This is a genomic window from Sphingobacterium sp. InxBP1 (genome assembly GCF_026191775.1).
Lineage (GTDB): Bacteria > Bacteroidota > Bacteroidia > Sphingobacteriales > Sphingobacteriaceae > Sphingobacterium > Sphingobacterium thalpophilum.
The window spans coordinates 411176-433815 of record NZ_JAINDX010000046.1; the positions used below are offsets into that span (position 1 = coordinate 411176).

18 protein-coding genes are annotated in these 22640 nt (G+C 45.1%); 8 read left to right on the forward strand and 10 right to left on the reverse strand.

Annotated elements, in window-relative coordinates; translation table 11 throughout:
• Positions 1-57 precede the first annotated feature (57 nt).
• From K7A41_RS14065 to K7A41_RS14095, 7 genes are all read left to right on the forward strand, one after another.
• Entirely contained in the window at positions 58-1236 is a 1179-nt protein-coding gene (locus K7A41_RS14065; RefSeq protein ID WP_265714413.1) for a THUMP domain-containing class I SAM-dependent RNA methyltransferase, read from the forward strand.
• Complete coding sequence (locus tag K7A41_RS14070; RefSeq protein WP_028071865.1) at positions 1229-1876, forward strand: HD domain-containing protein; 648 nt, start codon at positions 1229-1231, stop codon at positions 1874-1876. Before K7A41_RS14065 ends, K7A41_RS14070 begins: the two co-directional genes overlap by 8 nt.
• A gap of 109 nt (positions 1877-1985) precedes the next feature.
• Positions 1986-2753 (forward strand): glycerophosphodiester phosphodiesterase, encoded by a 768-nt coding sequence (locus K7A41_RS14075; protein WP_265714194.1) that lies wholly within the window; start codon positions 1986-1988, stop codon positions 2751-2753.
• Positions 2754-2840: 87 nt separating this feature from the next.
• Complete coding sequence (locus tag K7A41_RS14080; RefSeq protein WP_265714195.1) at positions 2841-3680, forward strand: endonuclease/exonuclease/phosphatase family protein; 840 nt, start codon at positions 2841-2843, stop codon at positions 3678-3680.
• 243 nt (positions 3681-3923) lie between these two features.
• Entirely contained in the window at positions 3924-4742 is an 819-nt protein-coding gene (locus K7A41_RS14085) for a DUF4197 domain-containing protein (protein ID WP_265714196.1), read from the forward strand.
• 160 nt (positions 4743-4902) lie between these two features.
• On the forward strand, positions 4903-6165 hold the full coding sequence (gene pepT, locus K7A41_RS14090) for a peptidase T (RefSeq protein WP_265714197.1): 1263 nt from the start codon (positions 4903-4905) through the stop codon (positions 6163-6165).
• Between the two features lie 28 nt (positions 6166-6193).
• Positions 6194-6757: a nitroreductase gene (locus K7A41_RS14095; RefSeq protein ID WP_028071860.1), complete on the forward strand. Its 564-nt coding sequence runs from the start codon at positions 6194-6196 to the stop codon at positions 6755-6757.
• Between the two features lie 98 nt (positions 6758-6855).
• Here the strand turns inward: K7A41_RS14095 and K7A41_RS14100 are convergent, their stop codons facing one another.
• The 8 genes from K7A41_RS14100 to K7A41_RS14135 all read right to left on the reverse strand — a co-directional run bounded on the left by K7A41_RS14100 (position 6856) and on the right by K7A41_RS14135 (position 19204).
• Positions 6856-7554, reverse strand: a complete 699-nt coding sequence (locus K7A41_RS14100) for an energy transducer TonB (RefSeq protein ID WP_179958476.1) — start codon at positions 7552-7554, stop codon at positions 6856-6858.
• Positions 7544-8092: an RNA polymerase sigma factor gene (locus K7A41_RS14105; RefSeq protein WP_265714198.1), complete on the reverse strand. Its 549-nt coding sequence runs from the start codon at positions 8090-8092 to the stop codon at positions 7544-7546. The genes K7A41_RS14100 and K7A41_RS14105 overlap by 11 nt, the downstream gene beginning before the upstream one ends.
• Positions 8093-8350: 258 nt before the next feature.
• A complete protein-coding gene (locus K7A41_RS14110; protein ID WP_265714199.1) occupies positions 8351-10948 on the reverse strand; it encodes a TonB-dependent receptor in 2598 nt (865 codons plus the stop codon).
• Between the two features lie 610 nt (positions 10949-11558).
• Positions 11559-12815 (reverse strand): YeiH family protein, encoded by a 1257-nt coding sequence (locus K7A41_RS14115; RefSeq protein WP_265714200.1) that lies wholly within the window; start codon positions 12813-12815, stop codon positions 11559-11561.
• Positions 12816-12938: 123 nt separating this feature from the next.
• Positions 12939-14720 carry an acyl-CoA dehydrogenase family protein gene (locus tag K7A41_RS14120; RefSeq protein ID WP_265714201.1) on the reverse strand — a complete coding sequence of 594 codons (1782 nt, stop codon included), beginning with the start codon at positions 14718-14720 and terminating at the stop codon, positions 12939-12941.
• A gap of 248 nt (positions 14721-14968) precedes the next feature.
• Positions 14969-16141: an acetyl-CoA C-acyltransferase gene (locus K7A41_RS14125; RefSeq protein WP_265714202.1), complete on the reverse strand. Its 1173-nt coding sequence runs from the start codon at positions 16139-16141 to the stop codon at positions 14969-14971.
• Between the two features lie 154 nt (positions 16142-16295).
• Complete coding sequence (locus K7A41_RS14130) at positions 16296-18725, reverse strand: 3-hydroxyacyl-CoA dehydrogenase/enoyl-CoA hydratase family protein (protein ID WP_265714203.1); 2430 nt, start codon at positions 18723-18725, stop codon at positions 16296-16298.
• 38 nt (positions 18726-18763) lie between these two features.
• Complete coding sequence (locus K7A41_RS14135; protein ID WP_028071854.1) at positions 18764-19204, reverse strand: MarR family winged helix-turn-helix transcriptional regulator; 441 nt, start codon at positions 19202-19204, stop codon at positions 18764-18766.
• A gap of 275 nt (positions 19205-19479) precedes the next feature.
• On the opposite strand from K7A41_RS14135, the gene K7A41_RS14140 reads away from it, so the two are divergent.
• Positions 19480-20442, forward strand: coding sequence for an isopenicillin N synthase family dioxygenase (locus tag K7A41_RS14140; RefSeq protein ID WP_265714204.1), 963 nt, complete (start codon positions 19480-19482; stop codon positions 20440-20442).
• 99 nt (positions 20443-20541) lie between these two features.
• Here K7A41_RS14140 and K7A41_RS14145 read toward each other — a convergent pair whose 3' ends face one another.
• Both K7A41_RS14145 and K7A41_RS14150 read right to left on the reverse strand, forming a co-directional pair.
• Positions 20542-21303 (reverse strand): porin family protein, encoded by a 762-nt coding sequence (locus K7A41_RS14145; protein WP_265714205.1) that lies wholly within the window; start codon positions 21301-21303, stop codon positions 20542-20544.
• The gene (locus tag K7A41_RS14150) at positions 21303-22499 is read right to left on the reverse strand and encodes a PCMD domain-containing protein (protein WP_265714206.1); all 1197 of its coding nucleotides are present in this window, start codon (positions 22497-22499) and stop codon (positions 21303-21305) included. Before K7A41_RS14150 ends, K7A41_RS14145 begins: the two co-directional genes overlap by 1 nt.
• Positions 22500-22640 lie beyond the last annotated feature (141 nt).

A 22640-nucleotide genomic window follows, 5' to 3' on the forward strand; every position in this document is an offset into this window, starting at 1 on the left:
AAGCGTAAAATTAAGCATTTTTTGAGGAAGAGTTTAATTAACTTTGTACAAAATATGATGGAAGTTTTCAACACCCCCAATAAAGTTATTATAACGTGCAATAAACGCTTATCGCCTTATTTGCAACAGGAAGTTAAAGAGTTAGGTTTTGACATTGTCAGGGCGTTTTCGACTGGAGTCGAGCTAAAGGCAAGCGTCAATGACACGGTCAAACTCAACTTAAACCTGCGCACGGCATCGCAGATCCTGTATTCTTTGCAGGAATTTACAGCCACTAACCCTACTGAGCTCTACGATGAACTGAGCAAGATTGCCTGGGAAGAACTCATACAGTTTGACGGTTATTTTTCAGTCACTTCAAACGTGGACAATGAAACGATTAGCACCCCCCTGTTTGCGAATGTCAAGGTTAAAGATGCAATCGTAGACCGGATTAAAGCAAAAAAAGGGATGCGACCGAATTCAGGTCCTGATAACAATAAAGCGGTGGTGCATCTGTACTGGAAGGACGATCGCGCCGAAATTTTCCTGGATACTTCGGGCGAGACGCTTGCAAAACATGGTTATCGTAAGATTCCGGGCAAGGCACCGATGCTGGAGGCTCTGGCTGCTTCAACAATCATGGCTTCCAAATGGGATGGCGTTTCACCATTCATCAATCCGATGTGTGGCTCTGGTACGCTCGCCATTGAAGCGGCATTGATTGCAACCAATAGAAAGCCCGGCTTGTTGCGCATGAATTATTCTTTTATGCATTTCATCGGTTATGATGAAACCATATTCTTCCAGGAACGCCGCGCATTAAAAGATCAGGTCAATAAAAAAGCTGCCCCTCAGATTATCGCCACCGATATTTCCGAAGAAGCGGTCAACGTTTCTAAAATGAACGCCCGCACAGCAGGCGTAGAGCAATTAATTTCATTTCAGGTATGCGATTTTGCCGAAACACACGTTCCTAAAGAAAACGGCGTCATCTTATTCAACCCTGAATATGGCGAGCGGCTCGGAACGCATACCAAACTAGAAATTACCTATAAACGGATGGGTGATTTTATGAAACAGGAATGTAAGGGCTACAGGGGCTATATATTTACTGGAAATCCGGATCTGGCCAAAAAGATTGGTCTCCGTGCGTCCAGACGTATAGAGTTTTATAATGGTAAATTAGATTGTAGATTATTAGAATACGAATTATACGAGGGTACTCGCGAAAAAACAAAAGTATTGTATGAATAACATTATTGAACGCACAGTAGCATTTGTGCAAGATCGTTTGAAATTTGCAGAAGCAGGCCACGATTGGTCGCATATTCAACGCGTATGGAACAATACGAAGTTAATTTTAGAAGTAGAAAAAGCAGATGTCATGGTCTGCGAGCTGGCAGCACTCCTACATGATATCGCGGACAGTAAATTCCATGACGGCGACGAAACGATAGGCCCTCGCGTTGCCGGTGAATTTTTGACCAGTCTGGAAATTGCGCCCGAAGTGGTTGACCATGTTAAAAAGATTATCTTTAACATGTCCTTCAAAGCCAGCTTGGGTGAGGTCTCCTTTCATTCGAAAGAAATGGAAATCGTGCAGGATGCAGATCGTCTGGATGCCATAGGCGCCATCGGTATTGCCCGGGCATTTAGTTTTGGTGGCAACAAAGGCCGAGAGATGTACAATCCCAACATTCCGGTACAGGAGTATAAAGATAAAGAGGCATACAAACATTCGGAAGCCCCCACAATCAATCACTTCTACGAAAAACTTCTCCTGTTGAAAGACAGGATGAACACCGAAGCTGCCAAAAAAATTGCAGAACATCGGCATCAGTACATGCTCGGATTCCTGGATGAGTTCATGGCAGAATGGAATGGTAAAAAATAAATTACACTTAACAATTCCTACATATAAAAGTGGTACTTTAGATCTTGTGATGCAGGAGAAAAGTACCACTTTTTTTATCTGCATACGTTCAGCTTTTAAAGTAATACATATGAAAAAACACATTTTTACCTGCCTGACGCTGGCTATGGTCATTTCTTCTACCGCACTTTTCGCTCAGACAAAGGCGATAGCTCACCGCGGAGTGTGGAAAAATAGCCATCTTCCCCAAAATTCAATTGCTTCCCTAAAAGCGGCACACCAACTGAAACTGTTCGGTTCGGAATTTGATGTGCACCTGACCAAAGACAACATCCTTGTGGTCAACCATGACAATGACTTCTACGGGATCGATATTGCGACAGCAACCTACCAAGAACTTTTGGCCAAGAAACATCCCAATGGAGAGTCTATCCCTACTTTAGAAGAATATATCACAGCAGGCAAAAAACTCAAAGGATTACGCCTCATCCTCGAGCTCAAAACCAACAAACTGGGTGTAGAACGTACCCTAGAAGCGGCAACTAAAGCTGTCGAGATGGTGAAGGCATTGAAAGCAGAAAAAATAACGGATTATATCGCATTCAGCTTTGAAGCCTGCCAGAAGATTCATGAACTCGCTCCAAAAGCCAATATCCAATATCTGAATGGAGACAAATCGCCTGCTGATGTACATGCCGCAGGGATCAATGGACTGGACTACCATTATTCCGTGTTCAAAAAGAATGCGAACTGGCTACAGGATGCCCATAAATTAGGCATGAAAGTAAATGCATGGACGGTCAACACCGCAGAAGAAATGCATAATCTGATCGGCCAAAAAATTGATTTCATTACCACAGACGAACCTGAATTGCTGCTTCAGGAGTTAAAAAAGTAACAATGCAACGATAACATCACAAGCAGGAACGACCGGGCTACCCATTATCTGGAATCCCGCTGTTCCTGCTCTCACAATACAATAAAAATGCTAAAAAGAACCTTTATTCTCGTCGCCGCCATATGTATTTCGTACATCGCACATGCGCAGGATTTCATTGCGGCAACATACAATATCAGACAAAGAAATACAGTAGATACAGGCAATATGTGGAATGACCGCAAGGTGCCGCTGAGCAATTTGATTAAATACCATGGCTTCGACATTTTCGGTATACAAGAAGGGTTCTACGATCAGGTTCAGGACCTGAAATCACTGCTTCCCGGCTTCGATTACGTTGGTGTAGGCCGTGACAATGGCGCGCAGGAGGGTGAACACTCCGCGATCTATTATAATACCAACCGGTTCAAAGCGATCAAGAGCGGGACTTTCTGGCTTTCCGCAACAGATACTGAACATCCCAACAAAGGCTGGGATGCAGCATTGCCTCGCATTTGTACCTGGGGCATTTTCGAAGATAAAACCAATAAAAAGCGTTTTATATTTATGAATACCCATTTTGACCATATCGGTCGTACGGCAAGGACTGAAAGCGCCAAGCTGATCTTGGCGAAGGCGAAAGAATTTGCTAAAGATCTTCCTCTCATCCTGACCGGTGACTTTAATGTTGATGAAAAAGACGCGGCTTACTTTACATTGGCGAACAGCCAGGTGGTTACCGATGTTCACGAGCTTGCACCGCTCAAATACGAGCCCAACTCGTCTTTTAATGGCTGGGGAAAAAGTATCCGGGCAACTGGTCGGATAGACCATATCTTTATCACCAAGCCTTTTCAGGTAAAAAAATATGGTATCCTGACAGACACCTATATAAACAAGTTCCCATCTGACCACTTTCCTGTCGCCACCACCCTGTCCTGGAAGTAGCGAAAAACGATACATAGATTAAATAGGGCATCCAAAATATTTGGACGCCCTATTTAATCTTGCCTGAATACTGCTACAGCATCACTTCTATTTGTAAATCCCCACACCATCGTCTGGCTCAGCAACCCTACCCTGTAGCGCATCTGCTACGACTAAGCACAATCTATGCGATATACGGGAAGCGATTTAAACTTTAATAAAAATTAACAGTCGATATCCGTAATTTTGACAACAAAACATAACATGATGAAATTTCCATTCCTATATTATTCGTTGTTCGTTGCGGGCCTTTTGTGCACCAATACCAGCGAAGCCCAGATCTTCAAAAAAATCAGCGAGGCACTCAACAAGGTCAATCAGACCGATAGCAGCAGCGCGGCAGCTAACGCAGCCAATAGCTCCTCCCACAACACCGCTACATCAAATGGGTTAACATCCTTATCCAATAAAGATGCCAGCCTGGGCATCAAGCAGGCCCTGAGCAATGGCCTCAATGCCAGTATAGAATCTCTAGCCAAGAAAGATGGCTTTTTAGGTGATGCAGCCGTAAAAATTTTAATGCCGGCGGAAGCACAAAAAGTGGAGAAAGCCTTGCGTGCTGTAGGAATGGGAAAACTCTGCGATCAGTTTGTTCAGAGCATGAACAGAGCTGCGGAGGGCGCTGTAAAAGAGGCTGCTCCGGTGTTCGTCAATGCCTTATCGAAAATGACCATTACAGATGCGACCAATATTCTTCTGGGCAGCAAGCAAGATGCGGCGACGACATTCTTTAAGACAAACACATCTACAGAACTCACCACTAAATTCAGCCCGGTCATCCAGTCGGCCATGGGCGCGAATCATGTCGATCAATACTGGACACAGCTGACGACCGCTTATAATAATCTGCCGCTAAGCAATAAGGTGGAAACAAACTTGACAGCTTATGTTACCCAAAAGGCCATTGACGGACTTTTCATCAAAGTTGCGGATCAGGAATTAAAGATCAGAAACAATATTGGAGGCAGCAGAAATACCAGTATCCTGCAAAAGGTATTTGGCTATGCCGATGAAAAGAAATAACATTGGCTGAAAGTGCCCCGAAGAAGCGGGGAGATCTTGCATAAAGGTTATCCGGAGTAAACAAGACTTGTCAGTTTATTGACAAGTCTTGTTTGTTTTTGCCCGAAGCGCGGTAGAATTTGTAAATTTGGTCATCCTTATCACATTAAGGCGATGCGAAATGAGTATATTTGAGATTAATAACATAAGTGACTTTTCGGTTTCGGAAAGGTTTCAGCGCTACGTACAGATTGACACCCAGTCTGATGCAAACTCACCCACATGTCCTTCCACTGAAAAACAGAAAGATCTCGGCCGCTTATTGGTAGAAGAATTGCTGGCATTGGGAATAACGGATGCCGCGATAGATGAAAACGGCTATATCTATGCCACCATCCCCTCGAATACCTCAAAAAAGGTTCCTGTCATTTGTTTCTGTTCTCATATGGATACGTCGCCGGATTCCTCCGGAAAAGATGTAAAACCGCTGGTTCATCACAACTATCAGGGGCAGGATCTGGTCCTGCCGGATGACAATAGTATTGTCATTAGATATGCCGAACATCCTGACCTGGCCAACCAGATCGGCAATGATATTATTACCGCCAGTGGGACCACACTGTTGGGGGCTGACGATAAGGCCGGAATTGCCGAGATCATGGATGCTGCACGGTTGTTGATGAAACACCCTGAAATCAAACATGGCGATATCAAGATCTTATTTACACCGGATGAAGAGATCGGTCGTGGTGTTGACAAAGCAGACTTAAAGCGCCTGGCAGCAGATTTTGCATACACGATGGACGGTGAAAAAGCGGGAACTATCGAAGACGAAACATTTTCTGCCGACGGCGCCACCTTAACGATTTATGGGGTCTCCGTTCACCCAGGTTTTGCCAAGGGAAAAATGCAGAGTGCGATCAAGATTGCCAGCGCTGTTGTTGAGGCGCTTCCGAAAGATAGATTATCACCCGAAAGCACCAATAAGAAAGATGGATTCGTACACCCGGTACATATTTCCGGAACTGTGGAAAAAGCAGAAATTCAATTTATCGTACGTGATCACCTGACAGCGAATCTAAGAAAACACGAAGCAGAACTGGAGTCCATTGCCAAGACTGTTGTGGAACAATACCCCAACTGCAGCTATACGTTTACGGTGAAAGAACAGTACCGCAACATGAAAGAAGTGCTGGATCAGCATCCCGAAATCATGGAGATCGGCATGGAAGCCATCACAAGAGCAGGCATGGTTGCCGAGAGAAGAAGCATTCGTGGTGGTACGGACGGATCACGCCTTTCCTTTATGGGCCTTCCTTGTCCAAATATCTTCGCCGGCGGGCATGCTTTTCATGGAAAGCAGGAATGGATATCCGTACAAGATATGGAAAAGGCGGTCAAAACAATTTTACATGTTGTATCTTTATGGGAAGAACGAGCATAAACAGATTCTAAAATTCAACTATAATTTAATGAAAAACGAGGTATTAAAAGCAATACATTACAGACGATCGGTATTTCAGGCTTCTTTCACTGACGAGGAAGTAAGTAAGGAAGACATCCTGAGCATTCTGGAAGCAGCTAATGCAGCTCCAACCCATAAACGCACACAGCCATGGCGTTTTGTCGTGTTCCGCAGAGAGGGATTACAACGCTTGGGAAGTGAACTGTCGCGCATCTACAAAACGATTACACCTGCTGAAAAATATACGGAAGCCACGGAAATTAACATGGGCAAGAAAGCCACGCAGTCAAACGTAGCGATCGCTATTGTTGTCAACTATACTGGCGAAGTCCCGGAATGGGAGGAGCTGGCCTGTACAGCTGCTGCCGTCGAAAACATGTGGCTGGCTGCACATTCCCTAAATATCGGTGGTTACTGGGCATCTCCCGGTCTGATCAACCATCTGGGCAGTTTCCTAAACTTGGAGGAAAACCAAAAATGTATCGGTTTATTCTATCTTGGTCATCATGAATCAGAATCCCGCGAACCAATACGTACGCCTATCGAAGAAAAGATTCGCTGGGAAGAATAAAATCTCCTTGATCAAAGGTCGGGCTGCGAGCTGATTAATAAAAAACCTATCTGGTAGATTTCCACGGTATACTAAAAAAGGATAGTCTCTATGGAGGCCTATCCTTTTTCTATTCCAAAACAATGCGGCGGCTTTATAATAGTTCCATGTTCCACATGGTTCCTGTTAGGAAAAATGATCTTCAGCCGGCCTTTACTTCCCTGCCACTTAGGTCCGGATTGGAGAAGACGGATGGCCTCTTCGGCAAGCGAGCGCTCAGGCTTTCCTTCGGCCTCAATATCGGCTAGCGAGCCGTCGTTACTGACCGTAAAAGTTACGATAATCTCTCCGCCGCCGACGGCTTTGTACTCCTTATTTAAATACTTTTCCAAGGTTTTCCAGCCTTCACGTGGGGAGGCATCTCCACCATCCAGAAGCGGTTCAATACTCACTGTATTCTCAGGCTCACTTAGTTCAACATCGGTCGTCCGCTCGGCTTTACCGTTAAAATGCCGGAAATACAACAACGCCAATAAGGTCACAAAGATAACACCTGCTGCTGCTCCTATCGCCAGGCGCTGCCAGGAATAGTATTGTGCATGTCGCGTGGCGATCGTCTGCTCCACCCTACGATTAAGCCGTTGCTGCAATAAACTCAATTGTCGGGCATCCACACCATTCTGCAGGCGATATCCATCAATGGCATCCTGAAGGAAGGGGTCATCCAGTGCTTCCTTTTCCAGCTGAAACATTTCTTCTTTGCTCATCAGGCCGTGAATGTAATTATGAATCCGTGATAATTGATAATTATTTTCCATTTTCTTTCCTTTCCATACAGATTTTCAAGTTTCGCTTCCCATTCTGGATAGCGCTTTTGACTTTATTCAGTTCGTATCCCGTCAAATCTGAAATATCTTTATAGCACTTCTGTTCTAAATAAAATAGACGGACACATGCCTGTTGTTCATGATTCAATGTCTGCATACAACCTTCTAACTTCTCAAAGTCTCTTTCTTCCCATTTACGTTCATCTGCATGATGGAGTTTCTGCTCGCTTTCATACAGATTATCTTCGATATCCACATGTGTTGTGCGCTTATCTTTGCGTAGCTGCATCAGGCAGTAATTTTTGCTGTATACATGCAGCCAGCTCTTAAAATTGTCCACCTGATAATGGCGCAGCTTCTCAATGAGTTCCTCAAATATCTGCATCACCGCATCCTGACTACGATCAGGGTCCTGCAGATACTTAAAGCATACCCCATAGAGCAATGACATATAAGGCGAATACAGTTTCCCCAGCGCAGCCAGATCTCCGGTCATTTTATAATGTTGCAATAGCTCTTTTTCGTTCATGCGCAATTCTTACACCTTGATGATGATTTAAGATACGGTTTTCCATACATAAATAAAGCAGAAATTAAATTTAAGCCGCTCTACAGCCAAAGGGCTGGCGCGCTGCGCCATATATTTTACCACACAGCAGAGAGCGCCTTACATGATTCAATAATAGCAGCCGGTGGCGCTACCGCGAGCAGTGGAGGACCGGTACAAAAAAAGGCTGTCCAACGTATTTGAACAGCCTCAGATAAAAATATGTTATGAATTACGGATCTAATTTCCTTGCTTCCAATTGTACCGCAGTGTGACGCCGTAGGTCCTCGGATCCGCCACTACGCCGGCATACTGACCATAGCTGCCGGGAGCGGCAAGCAATTGTTCATAGTAATCTTTGTTGGTCAGATTTCGGCTCCAGACAAAAACAGAAACACCATTGGAACCTCTAAACCCTAAACGGGCATTCAGCAGCGTATAAGCATCAATATTCAGATACTGTGAAGGGGACGGGCTCGAGGAGAATTTGGAACGGTGAAACAGGTCAGCCCCTAAAAAATAGGATCCATTGATGCCGATGAGCTTTCCGCTCTGATTTACTTCAGCCCCCAGTGACCAGGACCATTTGGAAACTCCCGGAAGCACACCGCCCGAAACGTCCTTGAAAGCCTGCGCTCCGCCGACCTCTTCGAGAGGCACGGGTGCATTGGTAAACTTCACGTACTTGGCGTCGGTATAGGCCAATGCTGCATTGAGACGCAGGTAATGCCCAATGTTGATATTACCATCCAGTTCCACCCCTTTGACCCTAACTTTCTCTGCGTTCGCCAGATATCCCCGATTTACTCCGGGTTCCGGCGTTTGCACCTGCGTCTGATAGTCCTTGATATCGGTCTGATAAATAGACAGGTTAAGAATAGAATTCCGCGACGGATTGGTTTTCACCCCGAGCTCTTTGTGGCGCACTGCTTCAGGTTTTACCTCTGCCAGATCGGTTAATACAGCGCCATTGGCAGTTGGCAATCCGCCGACATTGATTCCGATCGGCTTATAGCTGATCGAATAAGTTGCATAAGCATTAACTTTTGGATTGAAACGGTACCTCGCCGAGAGCTGTCCGGAAAAGTTATCGGCATCGGCATTAATATCAAAAGTCTGGTTGGTATACACGCCATTTTTAAGCGCCAACAAGGCAGGGTCTTCGGTCTGCAGACCTCCATAAGTCTGCCGGTCATAGTTGGCCACCTTTTTATCATAGTTGTAGCGCAGGCCGGGGAGGATGTGGAGTTTGGAAGTGACCGCCCAGTCTATCTGCGTATAGGCGGCTAAACTTGTACTTTTAATCCCATATACCGTCCGGATACCAAAGTTGTCAAATAAGCCCGGTGTTTCCCAAAGCGGGCTTGTCGAGTTCTTCTGAAAGCGCCAGAATGCTGACCCCGTTTCCTCGGTATGTACTGGATCGGTGCCAAGATCCTGCCATAGACCAAACAAGCCAACCACACCGCTGACCTTTTCGCTGATTTTTCCGGAATACCTGAATTCCTGGGACCATTGATTGTGCACCGAATTGCCGGCCGACACGGTATATACCGGAAGACCTAAATAATCGCGGTCGTTGAGCGGCACCCAGGTCCATTTTCGCCAAGCGGAAGTCGACGTCAACGTCCCCTCACCTATTTTTATATCCGCATTTAAAGCCACACCTCCCAGCTTATTATCGGCCTTGGATTGCGTGTCCAGATCTATCTTGCGCTCAAAGGCACTCTTGTAGGGTAGCTCGTAATTCAAATCTTTGATGATGGCATCAAACTGCCGATAATCGGCCCGCTGTGTCTTCACGACGCCAGCAACAGCCCAGCCATACCCATCCGGTCTCTGGGAAGAAACATCCCCCGAGAGGACCAACTTGATATTTTCTGTTGGCGTAAACAATAGCTGGCCCCTAAATCCCAAATTATTGATATCATTAATCTTGCGGTTCGTATGCACATTGAAGAGATTACCATCCCGCTGCGTTCCTGAAAAAGAGGCCCGGGCAGCTAAATTTTTGGCCAGCGGTCCTGAAATCGATGTCTTCGCCTGAATAAATCCCTGATTCCCGTAACTCACTTCAACATTCGCTTCGGGCGTAAACTGCGGCAGACGCGAGGTAATGTTAAAAGCTCCAGCTGTGGTGTTCTTTCCAAAGAGGGTTCCCTGTGGGCCCCGCAGCACTTCTATCTGGTCGATATCAATAAAATCCAGCCAGGTAGCTGCCGGGCGTGCAATATAAACACCGTCCAAATAAAATCCCACACCGGGGTCGATACCATCATTGGTGAGGCCATAGGTTGAGCCCAGCCCCCGAATATTGAGTGTCGTATTACGTGCATTCGAGGAGTAAAGCTGTACGGTGGGAACAAGCTCTTTTAATCTGTTGACGTTAAATGCTCCCGCATCTTCCAATGCTGTTCCGCGGATAATCGACACGGGAATTGGCACATCCTGTAATTGCTCTTTTCTTCTGCGCGCCGTGACCACCACCTGATCCAGTGCCTCCAGCCGGGGAGTAAGCTCAATCACCGCAGGCGACTGTTCAACCACAATCCGACGGGTCTGGTATCCAACGATAGAAACAATCAGGGTAAAAGGCAATTTTTGTCCTGTGACAAACTGGAAAACACCTTTGCTATCGGTTTTCACTTGATGTGTCACGGCTTCCAGCTGAACAGTGACTCCCTGCAGGGGTTCTTTCGTGACCGCATCGATTACCGTACCTGTCAATGAAGCATTTATAATAGGTTTTGGATTTTCTACTTGGCCATAACTCTGTGATATACCCGTCAGCACGAGGCCTAAAATGACGCTAATTCGAAAAATAGCATTTTTTTTCATAAATTTATACAGTTTAATAGTGAACTTAAACAAGTGCCAACGCCAATCGATACTTGTTTCATTGTTAAAACTTTAAAAAGGGAAGCTTCGGCTTCCCTTTTCCAATATAAGAGAGTATAAGAGAGAAATTCTAACTACACATTCGTTCAGCCACAACTGTAAAGCTGATCTTCAACTGGTTTTCGGAAACTAACCGTGATCGTTTTTTTGAGAAGTAATCTTGTTTCATTCTTTTCTAATTAATTATTTATTGGCTGGCGAACACCGACATGCCACCGTCCGTAGCTCAATGACATGCACCTCGGGATTCACCTCGTTTTCACGTTAACCTTTCTTGACCTAAGCCATCCGGATAACAGCACAAATATATAAATAATTTTTAAAAGACTACTAATTTGATAGATTTTATAATATTTTTTTCAAAATACACTATACACGCTTAATATCAGCCACTTAACCAATTATAGGATTCATCACATGCTTAAGGTCGCTACGGTGACAGCCACGCTTGACCTTCGTCAATAATGGGTAGGCCTCTCCTTTCGGAGCAAGGAGAGGAAACAGTTTTTAAGATGGGTGCTCTCATTGCGCTTTCCGCGGGCTTGCCAGACTAACGGAATAGCAATAGGGCGATCAGCAGGGTAATCGCTACATTAAACGTCTGAGCGATCAGAAAAGCATAAAGAGGTTTCTTATTATCTTGGACAAATAGGTCTTTGAAGTTTGTTTCCAAGCCAATCGAAGTAAAAGCCAAGGTAAACCAGAGTCCTTGTAGATTCTTTAGGCTTCCTTTGACGGCGTCCACCTTTTCAGGCGAAATAACGAAAGAGAAAAGCAGGGAAGCAAACACGAAACCAAGCACAAACTTAGGGAAACGCTCCCAGATAATTTTCAGCGTAGGCTTATCACGCTTAGTTTCCTCATCGACCGACTTGGCGTAGGTCCAATAAATACTGATAGCAAAAGCGGCAAGGCCGAGCAATACGTTTTGTGAGAATTTAACTATCGTACTGATTTTCAAAGCCTCTTCACCCACGAGTGAGCCAGATGCGACGACTGCTCCGGTGGTATCAATGCTTCCGCCGAGCCATGCACCGGTGACTTCTTGGGAAAGCCCCATCCATTCGGCCATGTAGGGCATGAATATCATCATTGGAATCGCCGTAATAAGCACTAAAGAAATCACATAAGACAGCTTCTTGCTATCTCCTTTTATCGCTCCAGAAGTTGCAATAGCAGCCGAGACTCCACATATTGAAACCGCACTGGACAGCATCAGCGACATTTCTTTGTCAATCTTTAGTTTTTTACATATCCAGAAAGCGAAATACCATACCGAAAGAACTACAGCAAGTGCCTGAATAAGCCCGAGCGATCCTGCTTTGAGGATATCGCCGAAGATCACGGTTGTACCCAATAAGATGAGGCCGATTTTAACATACAATTCAGTACTCAGGGCTTCTTTAAACCAGTCGGGTAAACTGAAACAATTGCTGATCAATAGCCCGACGGCCAGACTAAAAATAACCGCCTCCAGATTGTATTCTTTTACCGTCGCATTACCTGCCAGTATCAGTGCTAATACCGTTAGAACAAAGACCACTGGAAATACGACAAGGAGGGATCTGACCGACTTACCGAGCAGCCAAGCTCCCAAAACCGCTGTGGCAAAGACAAAAATAAATTGTTGTCCTAATTTGGCCATATTGGCCGAATCCGCGATCGTGGAAACCAACTCCGCAGAGTCGCCCCAAGAAAAACTGGGCACCGGCGCGACGACACCCGAAAGCGCTAAAAAAATGGTAGCTAGCCCTAAAATGACTACTACCCAATCTTCTGTAAATGCAAATGATCTTGATGATGCCATATGTTCTGGTTAGTATTAAAAAAATTAAATTTAGCATAATTACCGATATTTTACCTATTGTAACACAAAAATGGCCGAAGATCGCTCTCCGGCCACATAACCAAAACCAATAATCATTATCAATCAAAAACAATATCTATTTTCTTCTATCAATTTTTTGGCGATTCGCTGCCGCGCGTCCTTGATATTGAACGGCTGTGCTTTGGTGAACCTACGCAGACCGACCAACATCATGTTGAGTTCATCGCCTTCAGCAAATGAATACAACGCTTCTTTTCCCGCCACACTTACCTTATCTATGGCACCGTACAGATAGATTTTTGCCATATCGGTTGCGTACACGGCTTTTTCAGAACCCGCATGAACAAGTTTCTCGGCACGCAGCAGCACGGATTCGGCAATGTAGACATAACCTATAATGTCAGCAATGTTCATCAGGATCTCTTCTTCTTTTGAAAGTGACATCATCAGTTTTTGCACCGCTGCTCCAGCAATTAACAGTCCTGCTTTTTTCAGATTGGCAATAACTTTCTTCTCAGCGGCAAATGGTGCGTCATCCTCTTCTGCGAACTCAGGAATAGCAAGTAGTTCACCTGCAACGGCCTGCGCTGGTCCCATCAGATCCAGCTCGCCTTTCATCGCCCGTTTTAACAGCATATCCACAATCAGTAACCTGTTCACCTCGTTGGTCCCTTCGAAAATTCGATTGATACGCGAGTCACGGTAAGCGCGCTCCATGGGGGCATCCGCTGAATAGCCCATTCCGCCATAGATTTGCACACCCTCATCCACTACATAGTCCAACATCTCAGAGCACCATACTTTGATGATGGCACACTCTATAGCAAACTGCTCAACGGATTTAAGCTTTGCTTTGGCTTCATCCATGCCCTCAGCGATCAAAGCATCGTAAGCATCATCAATATTCTGACCAGCGCGATAGGAGGCCGACTCTACAGCGAACAGCCGCGTCGCCATTTCGGCAAGCTTGTGGCGGATTGCGCCGAACTTAGAAATGGGAAGATTAAACTGTACACGTTCGTTGGCATATTGGACAGCGTGACTAATGACCATCCGTGCCGACCCATTCGTAGCAGCTCCCAGTTTTATCCGTCCAATATTCAGAATATTCACTGCAATTTTAAAGCCGTTTCCACGCTCGGAAAGCATATTTTCAATAGGCACCGGACAATCGTTGAAAAAAATCTGACGCGTAGAAGACCCCTTGATTCCCAATTTATGTTCTTCGGGATTCATGGTGATGCCACCAAATTCTTTTTCAACAATAAAGGCCGTAAGATTTTTATCATCTTCAATTTTGGCAAATACAATGAAGATATCCGCAAAACCACCATTGGTAATCCACATCTTCTGTCCATTGATGAGATAATGTGTTCCATCGGCATTTAATTTTGCTGAGGTACGTCCTGAATTCGCATCCGATCCTGCGTTCGGTTCGGTCAGACAATAGGACGCTTTCCACTCACCTGTCGCTAGTTTGGGAACATACTTAGCTTTTTGTGCCGCGTTGCCATAATAGAGAATCGGCAATGTACCGATACCAGTATGTGCCGACAAGGCTACGGCAAACGAAAATCCACCCCCTACAGCATCGGCGACAAGCATAGACGTATTAAAATTCTTTCCAAATCCACCATACTCCTCGGGAATAGATACTCCTAGCATACCCAGTTCACCAGCTTTGTCCAACAAACTTGGCATCAGGCCTTCCTCCTGCGCATCGATGCGGTCAAGCTTATTTAATACCTCCGTCTCTAAAAAGTCTAGACAGGTTTGGCGGATCATTTTCGCCTCTTCATCAAACTCTTCTGGAATAAAAATAGCGGTATATGGCGTTTCTCTTATCACGAATTCTCCGCCTTTTATTGCTTTATTTTCGTTCATAGCTTATTGGATTAAATGTGTAAAGAACAAGGATAAAAGACCTTTTTCCCTACATTGATTTATAATTAATTCAAGGTTTTAATAAAATTTGATATACTTTTCTGAATATTATCAAATCTGGCAACAGCATCCCTACAGGGGATTTCGCTAAAAACCTAGTTCAACAGATAGCAATAATTGTATTTCTAATTCAAAACTTGAGCCTCATGCAAGTCCCATATTCTGATTCCTTGATCTTTATTCACTATCTACAGTATTTCAAAAATACCGGCTGCTCCTTGTCCCGTGCCCACGCACATCGTCACCATACCATATTTTTTGCCCCGACGTTTCAGTTCATGAAGGATCTGTACCGTAAGCTTGGCCCCTGTGCAACCTAGGGGATGCCCCAATGCAATGGCTCCGCCATTGACATTCACCTTATCTTCATCCAGTCCCAGTTCACGGATAACGGCTAAGGACTGCGACGCAAAGGCTTCATTTAATTCAAATAAATCGATATCCTCTTTTGTTAGTCCGGCCTGTTTCAACGCTTTTGGAATAGCATATATCGGTCCGATGCCCATGATTCGGGGCGGCACGCCAGCGACAGCGAAGCTGATTAGTTTGGCAACTGGTTTTATCCCCAGCTCTTTGACTTTCGCTTCTGACATGACCAGCACGAATGCCGCTCCATCTGAAGTCTGCGATGAATTTCCTGCCGTCACAGAGCCGTTGGCAGCAAAGACCGGTTTTAATTTGGCGAGTGCCTCCAATGACGTATCTGCCCGTGGACCTTCGTCGGTATCCACCACGTACTCACGCGTGCTCAGCTTACCATCTTTCAGGTAATTTTCCTTGACTGTGATCGGCACGATCCCATCTTTAAGGTGTCCGTTCTGAATAGCAGCTACGGCCTTCTGATTGGATTTTAACGCAAAAGCATCCTGATCCTCACGCGATACATTAAAGTCCTTTGCCACTGCTTCCGCTGTAAGCCCCATCCCCCAATACCAGTCTGGGTGCTCCTTAGCCACTGCAGGGTTCGGAACGATTTTCCAGCCTCCGAATGGCATATCTGACATCACCTCCACACCGCCTGCGACAATCACATCGGCCATACCGGCCTTGATCTTGGCAACGGCGGTCGCAATAGTCTCGAGCCCAGATGCACAATAACGATTCACAGTAACTCCCGGAACTTTATCGGTGTCCAATCCCATCAAAGAAATAAAACGGGCCATATTAAGTCCCTGCTCGGCTTCGGGCATTGCATTTCCAACGATAACATCGTCTATATCTTCTTTATTCAAATTCGGTACAGTGGACACGAGATGTTTAATCACGTCTGCCGCTAAATCATCGGCGCGCATAAAGCGAAATCCTCCTCGAGGCGCTTTACCTACTGCTGTACGAAATCCTGCTACTATATATGCTTCCATTATTTGAATATTAAGATGTGAGATTGGAGATATCCCCATGTCACATAGTAGTTTTTAATTTTTTTTGAAATCCGAAAATCATTTTTTGGATCTCATCTAGTGGAGAACACCATTCTTCTACTTTCTCCTTATTTAACAGATCAAATCTCCAATCCTAATTCCGCAAAGGCTTCCCCTTGGTGAGCATATGCTGTATCCGTTCAAGGGTCTTGCGCTCCGCACAAAGTTCCAAAAAGGTCTTACGTTCCAGATCCAATAGATATTGCTCAGAGACTTCAGTAGGTGCCGACAGGTTGCCGCCACACATGACCCAGCCCAACTTTTCTGAAATCTTACGGTCATAGTCCGATATATAGTTTCCTTCCCGCATGGAAGATGCCCCGACATAGACAATACCTAGCCCCTGATTGCCCAGAACTTTGATATCATCACGCGGTGTAGGCTGCACATAGCCGGCATCAGCCAATTCCAATGCTTTGGCTTTTGCATCGGCCAGCAGTCGCGCCCGATTCATGGTGATCGCGAATTTGCCCTCCTGCAGATAGCCCAATTCGTACGCTTCGACAGCCGAAGTGGAAACCTTTGCCTGACCAATGGTCAAAAATTTATCTTTCAACGTATTTTGTACGATCTGATCACTTTTAAATTCGTCGGAAGCGCGGAGGGTAAACTCTTTTGTACCGCCCCCGCCGGGGATGACACCTACTCCGAGTTCCACGAGTCCCATATACGTTTCGGCATGCGCCTGCACAAAATCGGCATGCATCGCAAACTCGCATCCGCCACCCAAAGTCATCTGAAACGGTGCTACGACGACCGGTATGGAGGAATAGCGCAGGCGCATGGACGTATTCTGAAACGCCCGTACAGCCATATTCAGTTCGTCAAAATCCTGTTCGACCGCCATCATGAAAATCATTCCGATATTTGCCCCAGCAGAAAAGTTTTTCCCATCGTTGGAAATGACCAGGCCACGGTACTCTTTTTCGGCTAGATCAATCGCTTTGTTTAAGCCCTGGATCACGTCGCCACCAATGGTATTCATCTTGGTATGGAATTCACAGTTGATGATTCCATCTCCGAGGTCAATGATCGACACACCTGTATTCTTCCAGATCGTTTTGCTTTCACGAATATGGTCCAATACAATCAGGTCTTCAGTACCGGGAATCGGTTTATACGATTTTGTAGCGATATCGTAGTAATGACGAACACCATTTTTGATGGTGTAGAACGACTCATGCCCGGACTCCAGCATTTCGTGTACCCAAGAAGCCACTTCGCCATCCTGACCGGGCAGGCGCTTCTCTTCGGCTTTAATTTTCGCCAATGTCTCCCGAACACCCAATGCATCCCAGACTTCAAAAGGTCCAAGTTCCCAGCCAAAGCCAGCACGCATGGCATCGTCTATACGGAAAAAGTCATCTGTAATCTCCGGCACGCGGCGTGACACATATTCAAACAAGGGATAATGCATCGCCCGGAAGAGCGCAGCAGCTTTATCGGTCCCCTGTTCATACACTTTCATACGCTGGCGGATATCCTCGACGGGCTTGGTCGCTTCCAGTGTGGACGATTTAACTTTCTGCTGTGTGCCATATTCCAGTGTCTGAAGATTTAAGGATAAAATTTCGGAATTACCATCGGCACCTTTGACCTTCTCGTAAAAGCCTTTTTTTGTCTTTTCACCAAGCCATTTATTTTCCACCATCTTGCTGACAAATTCAGGCAGCGTAAACACCCCCTTGGCTTCATCCTCCGGTGCATTTTGGGCCAGCCCATTAGCCACATTGACCAAGGTGTCGAGTCCTACAACATCCGCTGTACGGAATGTCGCCGATTTGGGATGCCCCATCGCTGGACCAGTGTATTTATCCACTTCTTCTACCGTCAGCCCCAGAGGTTCGACCAAATGCGTTACGGCAAGCATAGAATACACGCCGATACGGTTGCCGATAAAGGCTGGAGTATCTTTACATAAAACCACGGATTTGCCCAACATCTTATCCCCAAAATGCAGGATAAAATCGACTACTTCGGGTTTGGTATGTGGCGTCGGAATCACTTCTAATAACGGAAGGTAACGCGGCGGATTAAAAAAGTGCGTACCGCAAAAATGATCTTTGAAATCTTCGCTGCGGCCCTCCGCCATCAGATGAATAGGAATCCCAGAAGTATTGGACGTGATCAGCGTACCGGGCTTACGGAACTGCTCTACGCGCTCAAAGACAGATTTTTTGATATCTAGGCGCTCGACCACGACCTCAATGATCCAGTCCACATGTGCGATATCTTTCAAATTATCATCAAAATTACCGGTCTTAATACGCTTTACGAATGATTTGCTGTAAATTGGTGATGGATTTGTTTTTAAGGCTGTCTCCAGCGAACTGTTGACAATCCGGTCCCGGACGACCTTGCTCTCCAATGTCAACCCTTTCGCCTGCTCTGCAGGCAAAAGTTCACCGGGAACAATATCCAGCAACAGCACCTCAACACCAATGTTAGCAAAATGACATGCAATTCGCGAGCCCATAACACCCGAACCGAGAACTGCCACTTTTCTAATATTTCTGTTCATCATAATATATTTATCATGCACATCTGCGCATTTGGTTTCACTTAAATGACTACTTCTTCTCTATAGTTGGACGCTAACTCATTGAGCTTGGCCAATGAAGCAATCAGCTGATTACGCTCTTCCTCAGAAAAATTTTCAGCCAGATACTGATTGAAATTACGCACTACGTCTTTTGCGATCCTCCTCTTCTCACGGCCCAGTTCGGTCAAGTACACTTTTACAGACCGCTTGTCCGTCGTACTGGTCTCGCGATAGATAAATCCCAACGACTCCAAATTATTCAACACACGAGACAAACTTGTTGTTTTAACTCCCGTCAAATTGGCGATCTGGGAAACAGGTGTCCCCTCTTTATGGATATTAATTAAAATATAACCGGCTGCTTGCGTAAACCCGTGCTGAGAAGCGATCTGGTTATATTTATTGGCAATCGTCTGCCAGCCTGTTTTTAGGAAATAGTCTATTGTCTGATTTTGGTTCATAGCGTATCCACAAGTCATTTATTATGCTTGCATAACAAATATAACAGGAAAGATTTAGAATAACAAGCACGAAGATGTAATTTTTGTTAAATCGCCAACGATAAGGGCTAGGCAGCGTTTTTCTTACGTTTCAATGACCAAAAATCAATATGTGGAAAACTTTTAATTACTGATAAACAGCCAGATAATAGAAATTAAACAACTTTTATTCACAGCCAATATACGACATTCAAAATTAATTGCTTTAAATTTGTCCAAACAAACATCAACATCGTATGGCTTTAGTAAACATACCTCGCTTGGACTTGTTGCATTATACACAAGGTACCCAGGAACAACGGAATCAATTTATTCAGGATATCGGCAAGGCATTCAACGAAACAGGCTTTGTGACTATCGCAAATCATGGCTTATCTAAAGAACTGATCGAAGAACTCTACCAGGTCGTCCCTGCATTCTTTAATCTGCCTACTGAGACGAAAGAAAAATATGAATTTCCTGAGCTTGCCGGTCAGCGTGGATACACAGCTAAGGGGAGGGAAAAAGCAAAAGATGCCAAAACGCCGGACCTCAAGGAATTTTGGCAGCGCGGCCAGACCATTGTTGGTGAAGAATATTCCAAAACAGATTTCCCTGACAATCCCGAAGTCGAAGAAATTCCCCGCTTCAACAGCGTGACTGCTGAAGTCTATAAAAAGTTAGAAGATACAGGCCGCGAGCTCCTGAAAGCCATCGCTGTCTATTTAGGCCTTGAGGAGACGTATTTTGAGCAATTTGTTATCAATGGCAATTCGATTTTACGTGCGATCCATTACTTCCCGATCACTGACCCGGATGCATTGGCACCGGATGCTGTGCGTGCAGGAGCACATGAAGACATTAATTTGATCACGCTGCTCATCGGCGCCAGTGCGGATGGCTTGGAGGTCTTAACGAAAGACGGTGAATGGTTCCCCATAAAAGCGAAGGGTGAAGATATCGTCATCAACGTGGGTGACATGCTGCAGCGCCTGACCAACAATAAGCTGAAATCAACCACGCACCGTGTTGTCAATCCACCTCGTGAAAAAATGGGCACCTCAAGATATTCAATTCCGTTCTTTCTACACCCAAAATCATCGATGAGCCTGGCTTCTCTGGATTCCTGTATCGATGCAACTCACCCCAAAGTATATGAAGACTATACCGCCGGACAGTATTTAGACGAAAGATTGCGGGAAATTGGTCTGAAGATGTAAGAATACACACAGCGACAACATTATACCGGATTCATTTTGCATTGTGCATAAAAAAGCCGATCGTATGATCGGCTTTTTTATGCACAGATTAACTGATCTTTATTTTAACCTGTAACCGATGCCCACATTTAAAAAGATATTGTGCAACCCGAAACTGATACTTTCAAAACCGGTTTTCATGATATTATTAAACCCATAATCGAGCTGAGCCAAGGCTAGAAACCTCCCATTGATATGATATTGCGTTCCGGCACTTAACCCCACATCTATGTTCCGCACGCTTTCTTTAAAGTCATAATCAGCATGATCGACGACAATCTTGTTGCCCGTCGGCTGCTCATGCCTTAGATATCCATTATACGCTTCGCCATAAAATTCTTTCCGGACGGCAAAGGAGACATAAGGTCCAGCAAGCAGATCCCATCGCTCAGCGAGTCTGTAAACAGCCTGTAAGGGCAAGGAAACATACAGATTATGTACTTTCGTCGTAATGTCTCCAGTATAATACCCCCTTAATTCCTCCCTCGAGTCATTCACAGCATTAAACGTGGTTTTATAACTCTTTACCGAGGCCTTTGTGTCCATGCCCTTTCCTTCAAAAAGAAGACCCAACGACAGGCCCCATCTGGAGTCCAAGGTATAGTTCGCCTTTGCTCCGACAAAAAAGGGTACATTTGGACTGTAGCTTTTAATCTTTCGGATTTCCCGCGGCAAAGATAATGGCGCTGCACCGCCTACCTGCCCACCTAAAACAAACTGCAGCCCCAGCTTGTCAGCCTTATCAGCCCTTTCCTGTGCATGGATGACCCCGAGAAAACAGGTCATGATCAGCAGCACGACGATATATAGTTTATTATTCATTATTTTTTCGTTACAATTTTCAGATCATCCACAATCAATTTACTTCCCACAGCTCCGATAAAATTATCGCCATACTTACTTGACGACATCACAATGGCAATGCTGTAATCCAGATTAGTCACAGCAGCAGCGTCGACCGGGGCCGTGTATTTAAATGGCAGAACAAATTTGACAAAGCCATCTCCAGCCGTTGCACTACCATCATCAAGACGGGCGATAGCAACAATACTCCGATCCGTCAAGATGTTATGGCCAGTGAGAAAAGATTTCTTCTTTTTCGGGTCAGGCTCCGAGTCCATCAGCTGCTTGCGGTTGTAGAATACGGCATAGATGTCACATGAATCCTTTATGTCGACGGGCTTTAAATCTTTGTCTGTGACAGTTGCTCCCGGAGTATATTTATAGTACCCTTCCAAGGACACTGGGATTTGATTAAATGGCAGGCCAAAGTGGGTTGCGGCAAGCGGGTCAGTTAATACTGGCCCTGTGTCAAATGACCCTATAAAAAGATTTCCCGCTGCTATCGGTTTTTTAAACAGTGCTCCAAAAGACCCCGTGAGCTTGGTTTCCAATAACGCTGCTTTCGAACCCGAATGTGCATCTGTCGTTGTTTGTGTCGGGTAAGATTCAGGCACTTTTGTTCCACCTCCCATACTTAATGTCAGCGAGAAGCTCGCGTTGCCCGACCCCCAGTTGTAGAAATCCTGACCATCTATTGTGTTGAAGAAAATCGTGAATTTATCATCTTCATCTATCTTAACGTCCTCAAAACCGTACTCCGTCGGTACAAAGCCATTATCGGTTTTCACAATTTTCACGAGATAATTTTTGTTAAAACGGCGGTCTTCTGAGGTCACTTGATAATAGACACCATTTGCTAACAGCTGATCGACGAGCACCTTACTCGTATCCTGTTCTCCAACCGGCATTTTTAAAGAATCAGCCAACAGTTTGATCGTCGCGCCTGGAGTAAGATCAAAGTTGATATTCAACTTGGCCAGATCATGGCTATTCGGTTTAAGATAAAGCGTAACCTGATTATTGGCAATGACTGGATCCAGCAAAAACACATCCTCAGCGCTACGAACGCCGACGATATCTGCTTCCATATTCAGCGCTTCTTCTTTTATGCAACTTCCAAGACCTAAAAGCAACATAAAACAAATCCCTAACAGGTCAATTCCCCTTCGTTTCATAAAAATAATATTCGTGTAAAATGACAGCCATGTATTGAGTGATACACGGATGGGGCAAAGCTACGAACTCCCCGTCTCAAACAAATTATTTCTGGCGGCTTTTCTCGTCCCGCAACTAATTCTTTACATTTCGGAAGACCT

What these genes read in the sequence shown, in the direction of transcription:
- K7A41_RS14065 (WP_265714413.1), top strand. Translation starts at nt 58, where the DNA reads ATGGAAGTTTTCAACACCCCCAATAAAGTTATTATAACGTGCAATAAA.
- K7A41_RS14070 (WP_028071865.1), top strand. Translation starts at nt 1,229, where the DNA reads ATGAATAACATTATTGAACGCACAGTAGCATTTGTGCAAGATCGTTTG.
- K7A41_RS14075 (WP_265714194.1), top strand. Translation starts at nt 1,986, where the DNA reads ATGAAAAAACACATTTTTACCTGCCTGACGCTGGCTATGGTCATTTCT.
- K7A41_RS14080 (WP_265714195.1), top strand. Translation starts at nt 2,841, where the DNA reads ATGCTAAAAAGAACCTTTATTCTCGTCGCCGCCATATGTATTTCGTAC.
- K7A41_RS14085 (WP_265714196.1), top strand. Translation starts at nt 3,924, where the DNA reads ATGATGAAATTTCCATTCCTATATTATTCGTTGTTCGTTGCGGGCCTT.
- pepT (WP_265714197.1), top strand. Translation starts at nt 4,903, where the DNA reads ATGAGTATATTTGAGATTAATAACATAAGTGACTTTTCGGTTTCGGAA.
- K7A41_RS14095 (WP_028071860.1), top strand. Translation starts at nt 6,194, where the DNA reads ATGAAAAACGAGGTATTAAAAGCAATACATTACAGACGATCGGTATTT.
- K7A41_RS14100 (WP_179958476.1), bottom strand. Translation starts at nt 7,554, where the DNA reads ATGGAAAATAATTATCAATTATCACGGATTCATAATTACATTCACGGC.
- K7A41_RS14105 (WP_265714198.1), bottom strand. Translation starts at nt 8,092, where the DNA reads ATGAACGAAAAAGAGCTATTGCAACATTATAAAATGACCGGAGATCTG.
- K7A41_RS14110 (WP_265714199.1), bottom strand. Translation starts at nt 10,948, where the DNA reads ATGAAAAAAAATGCTATTTTTCGAATTAGCGTCATTTTAGGCCTCGTG.
- K7A41_RS14115 (WP_265714200.1), bottom strand. Translation starts at nt 12,815, where the DNA reads ATGGCATCATCAAGATCATTTGCATTTACAGAAGATTGGGTAGTAGTC.
- K7A41_RS14120 (WP_265714201.1), bottom strand. Translation starts at nt 14,720, where the DNA reads ATGAACGAAAATAAAGCAATAAAAGGCGGAGAATTCGTGATAAGAGAA.
- K7A41_RS14125 (WP_265714202.1), bottom strand. Translation starts at nt 16,141, where the DNA reads ATGGAAGCATATATAGTAGCAGGATTTCGTACAGCAGTAGGTAAAGCG.
- K7A41_RS14130 (WP_265714203.1), bottom strand. Translation starts at nt 18,725, where the DNA reads ATGATGAACAGAAATATTAGAAAAGTGGCAGTTCTCGGTTCGGGTGTT.
- K7A41_RS14135 (WP_028071854.1), bottom strand. Translation starts at nt 19,204, where the DNA reads ATGAACCAAAATCAGACAATAGACTATTTCCTAAAAACAGGCTGGCAG.
- K7A41_RS14140 (WP_265714204.1), top strand. Translation starts at nt 19,480, where the DNA reads ATGGCTTTAGTAAACATACCTCGCTTGGACTTGTTGCATTATACACAA.
- K7A41_RS14145 (WP_265714205.1), bottom strand. Translation starts at nt 21,303, where the DNA reads ATGAATAATAAACTATATATCGTCGTGCTGCTGATCATGACCTGTTTT.
- K7A41_RS14150 (WP_265714206.1), bottom strand. Translation starts at nt 22,499, where the DNA reads ATGAAACGAAGGGGAATTGACCTGTTAGGGATTTGTTTTATGTTGCTT.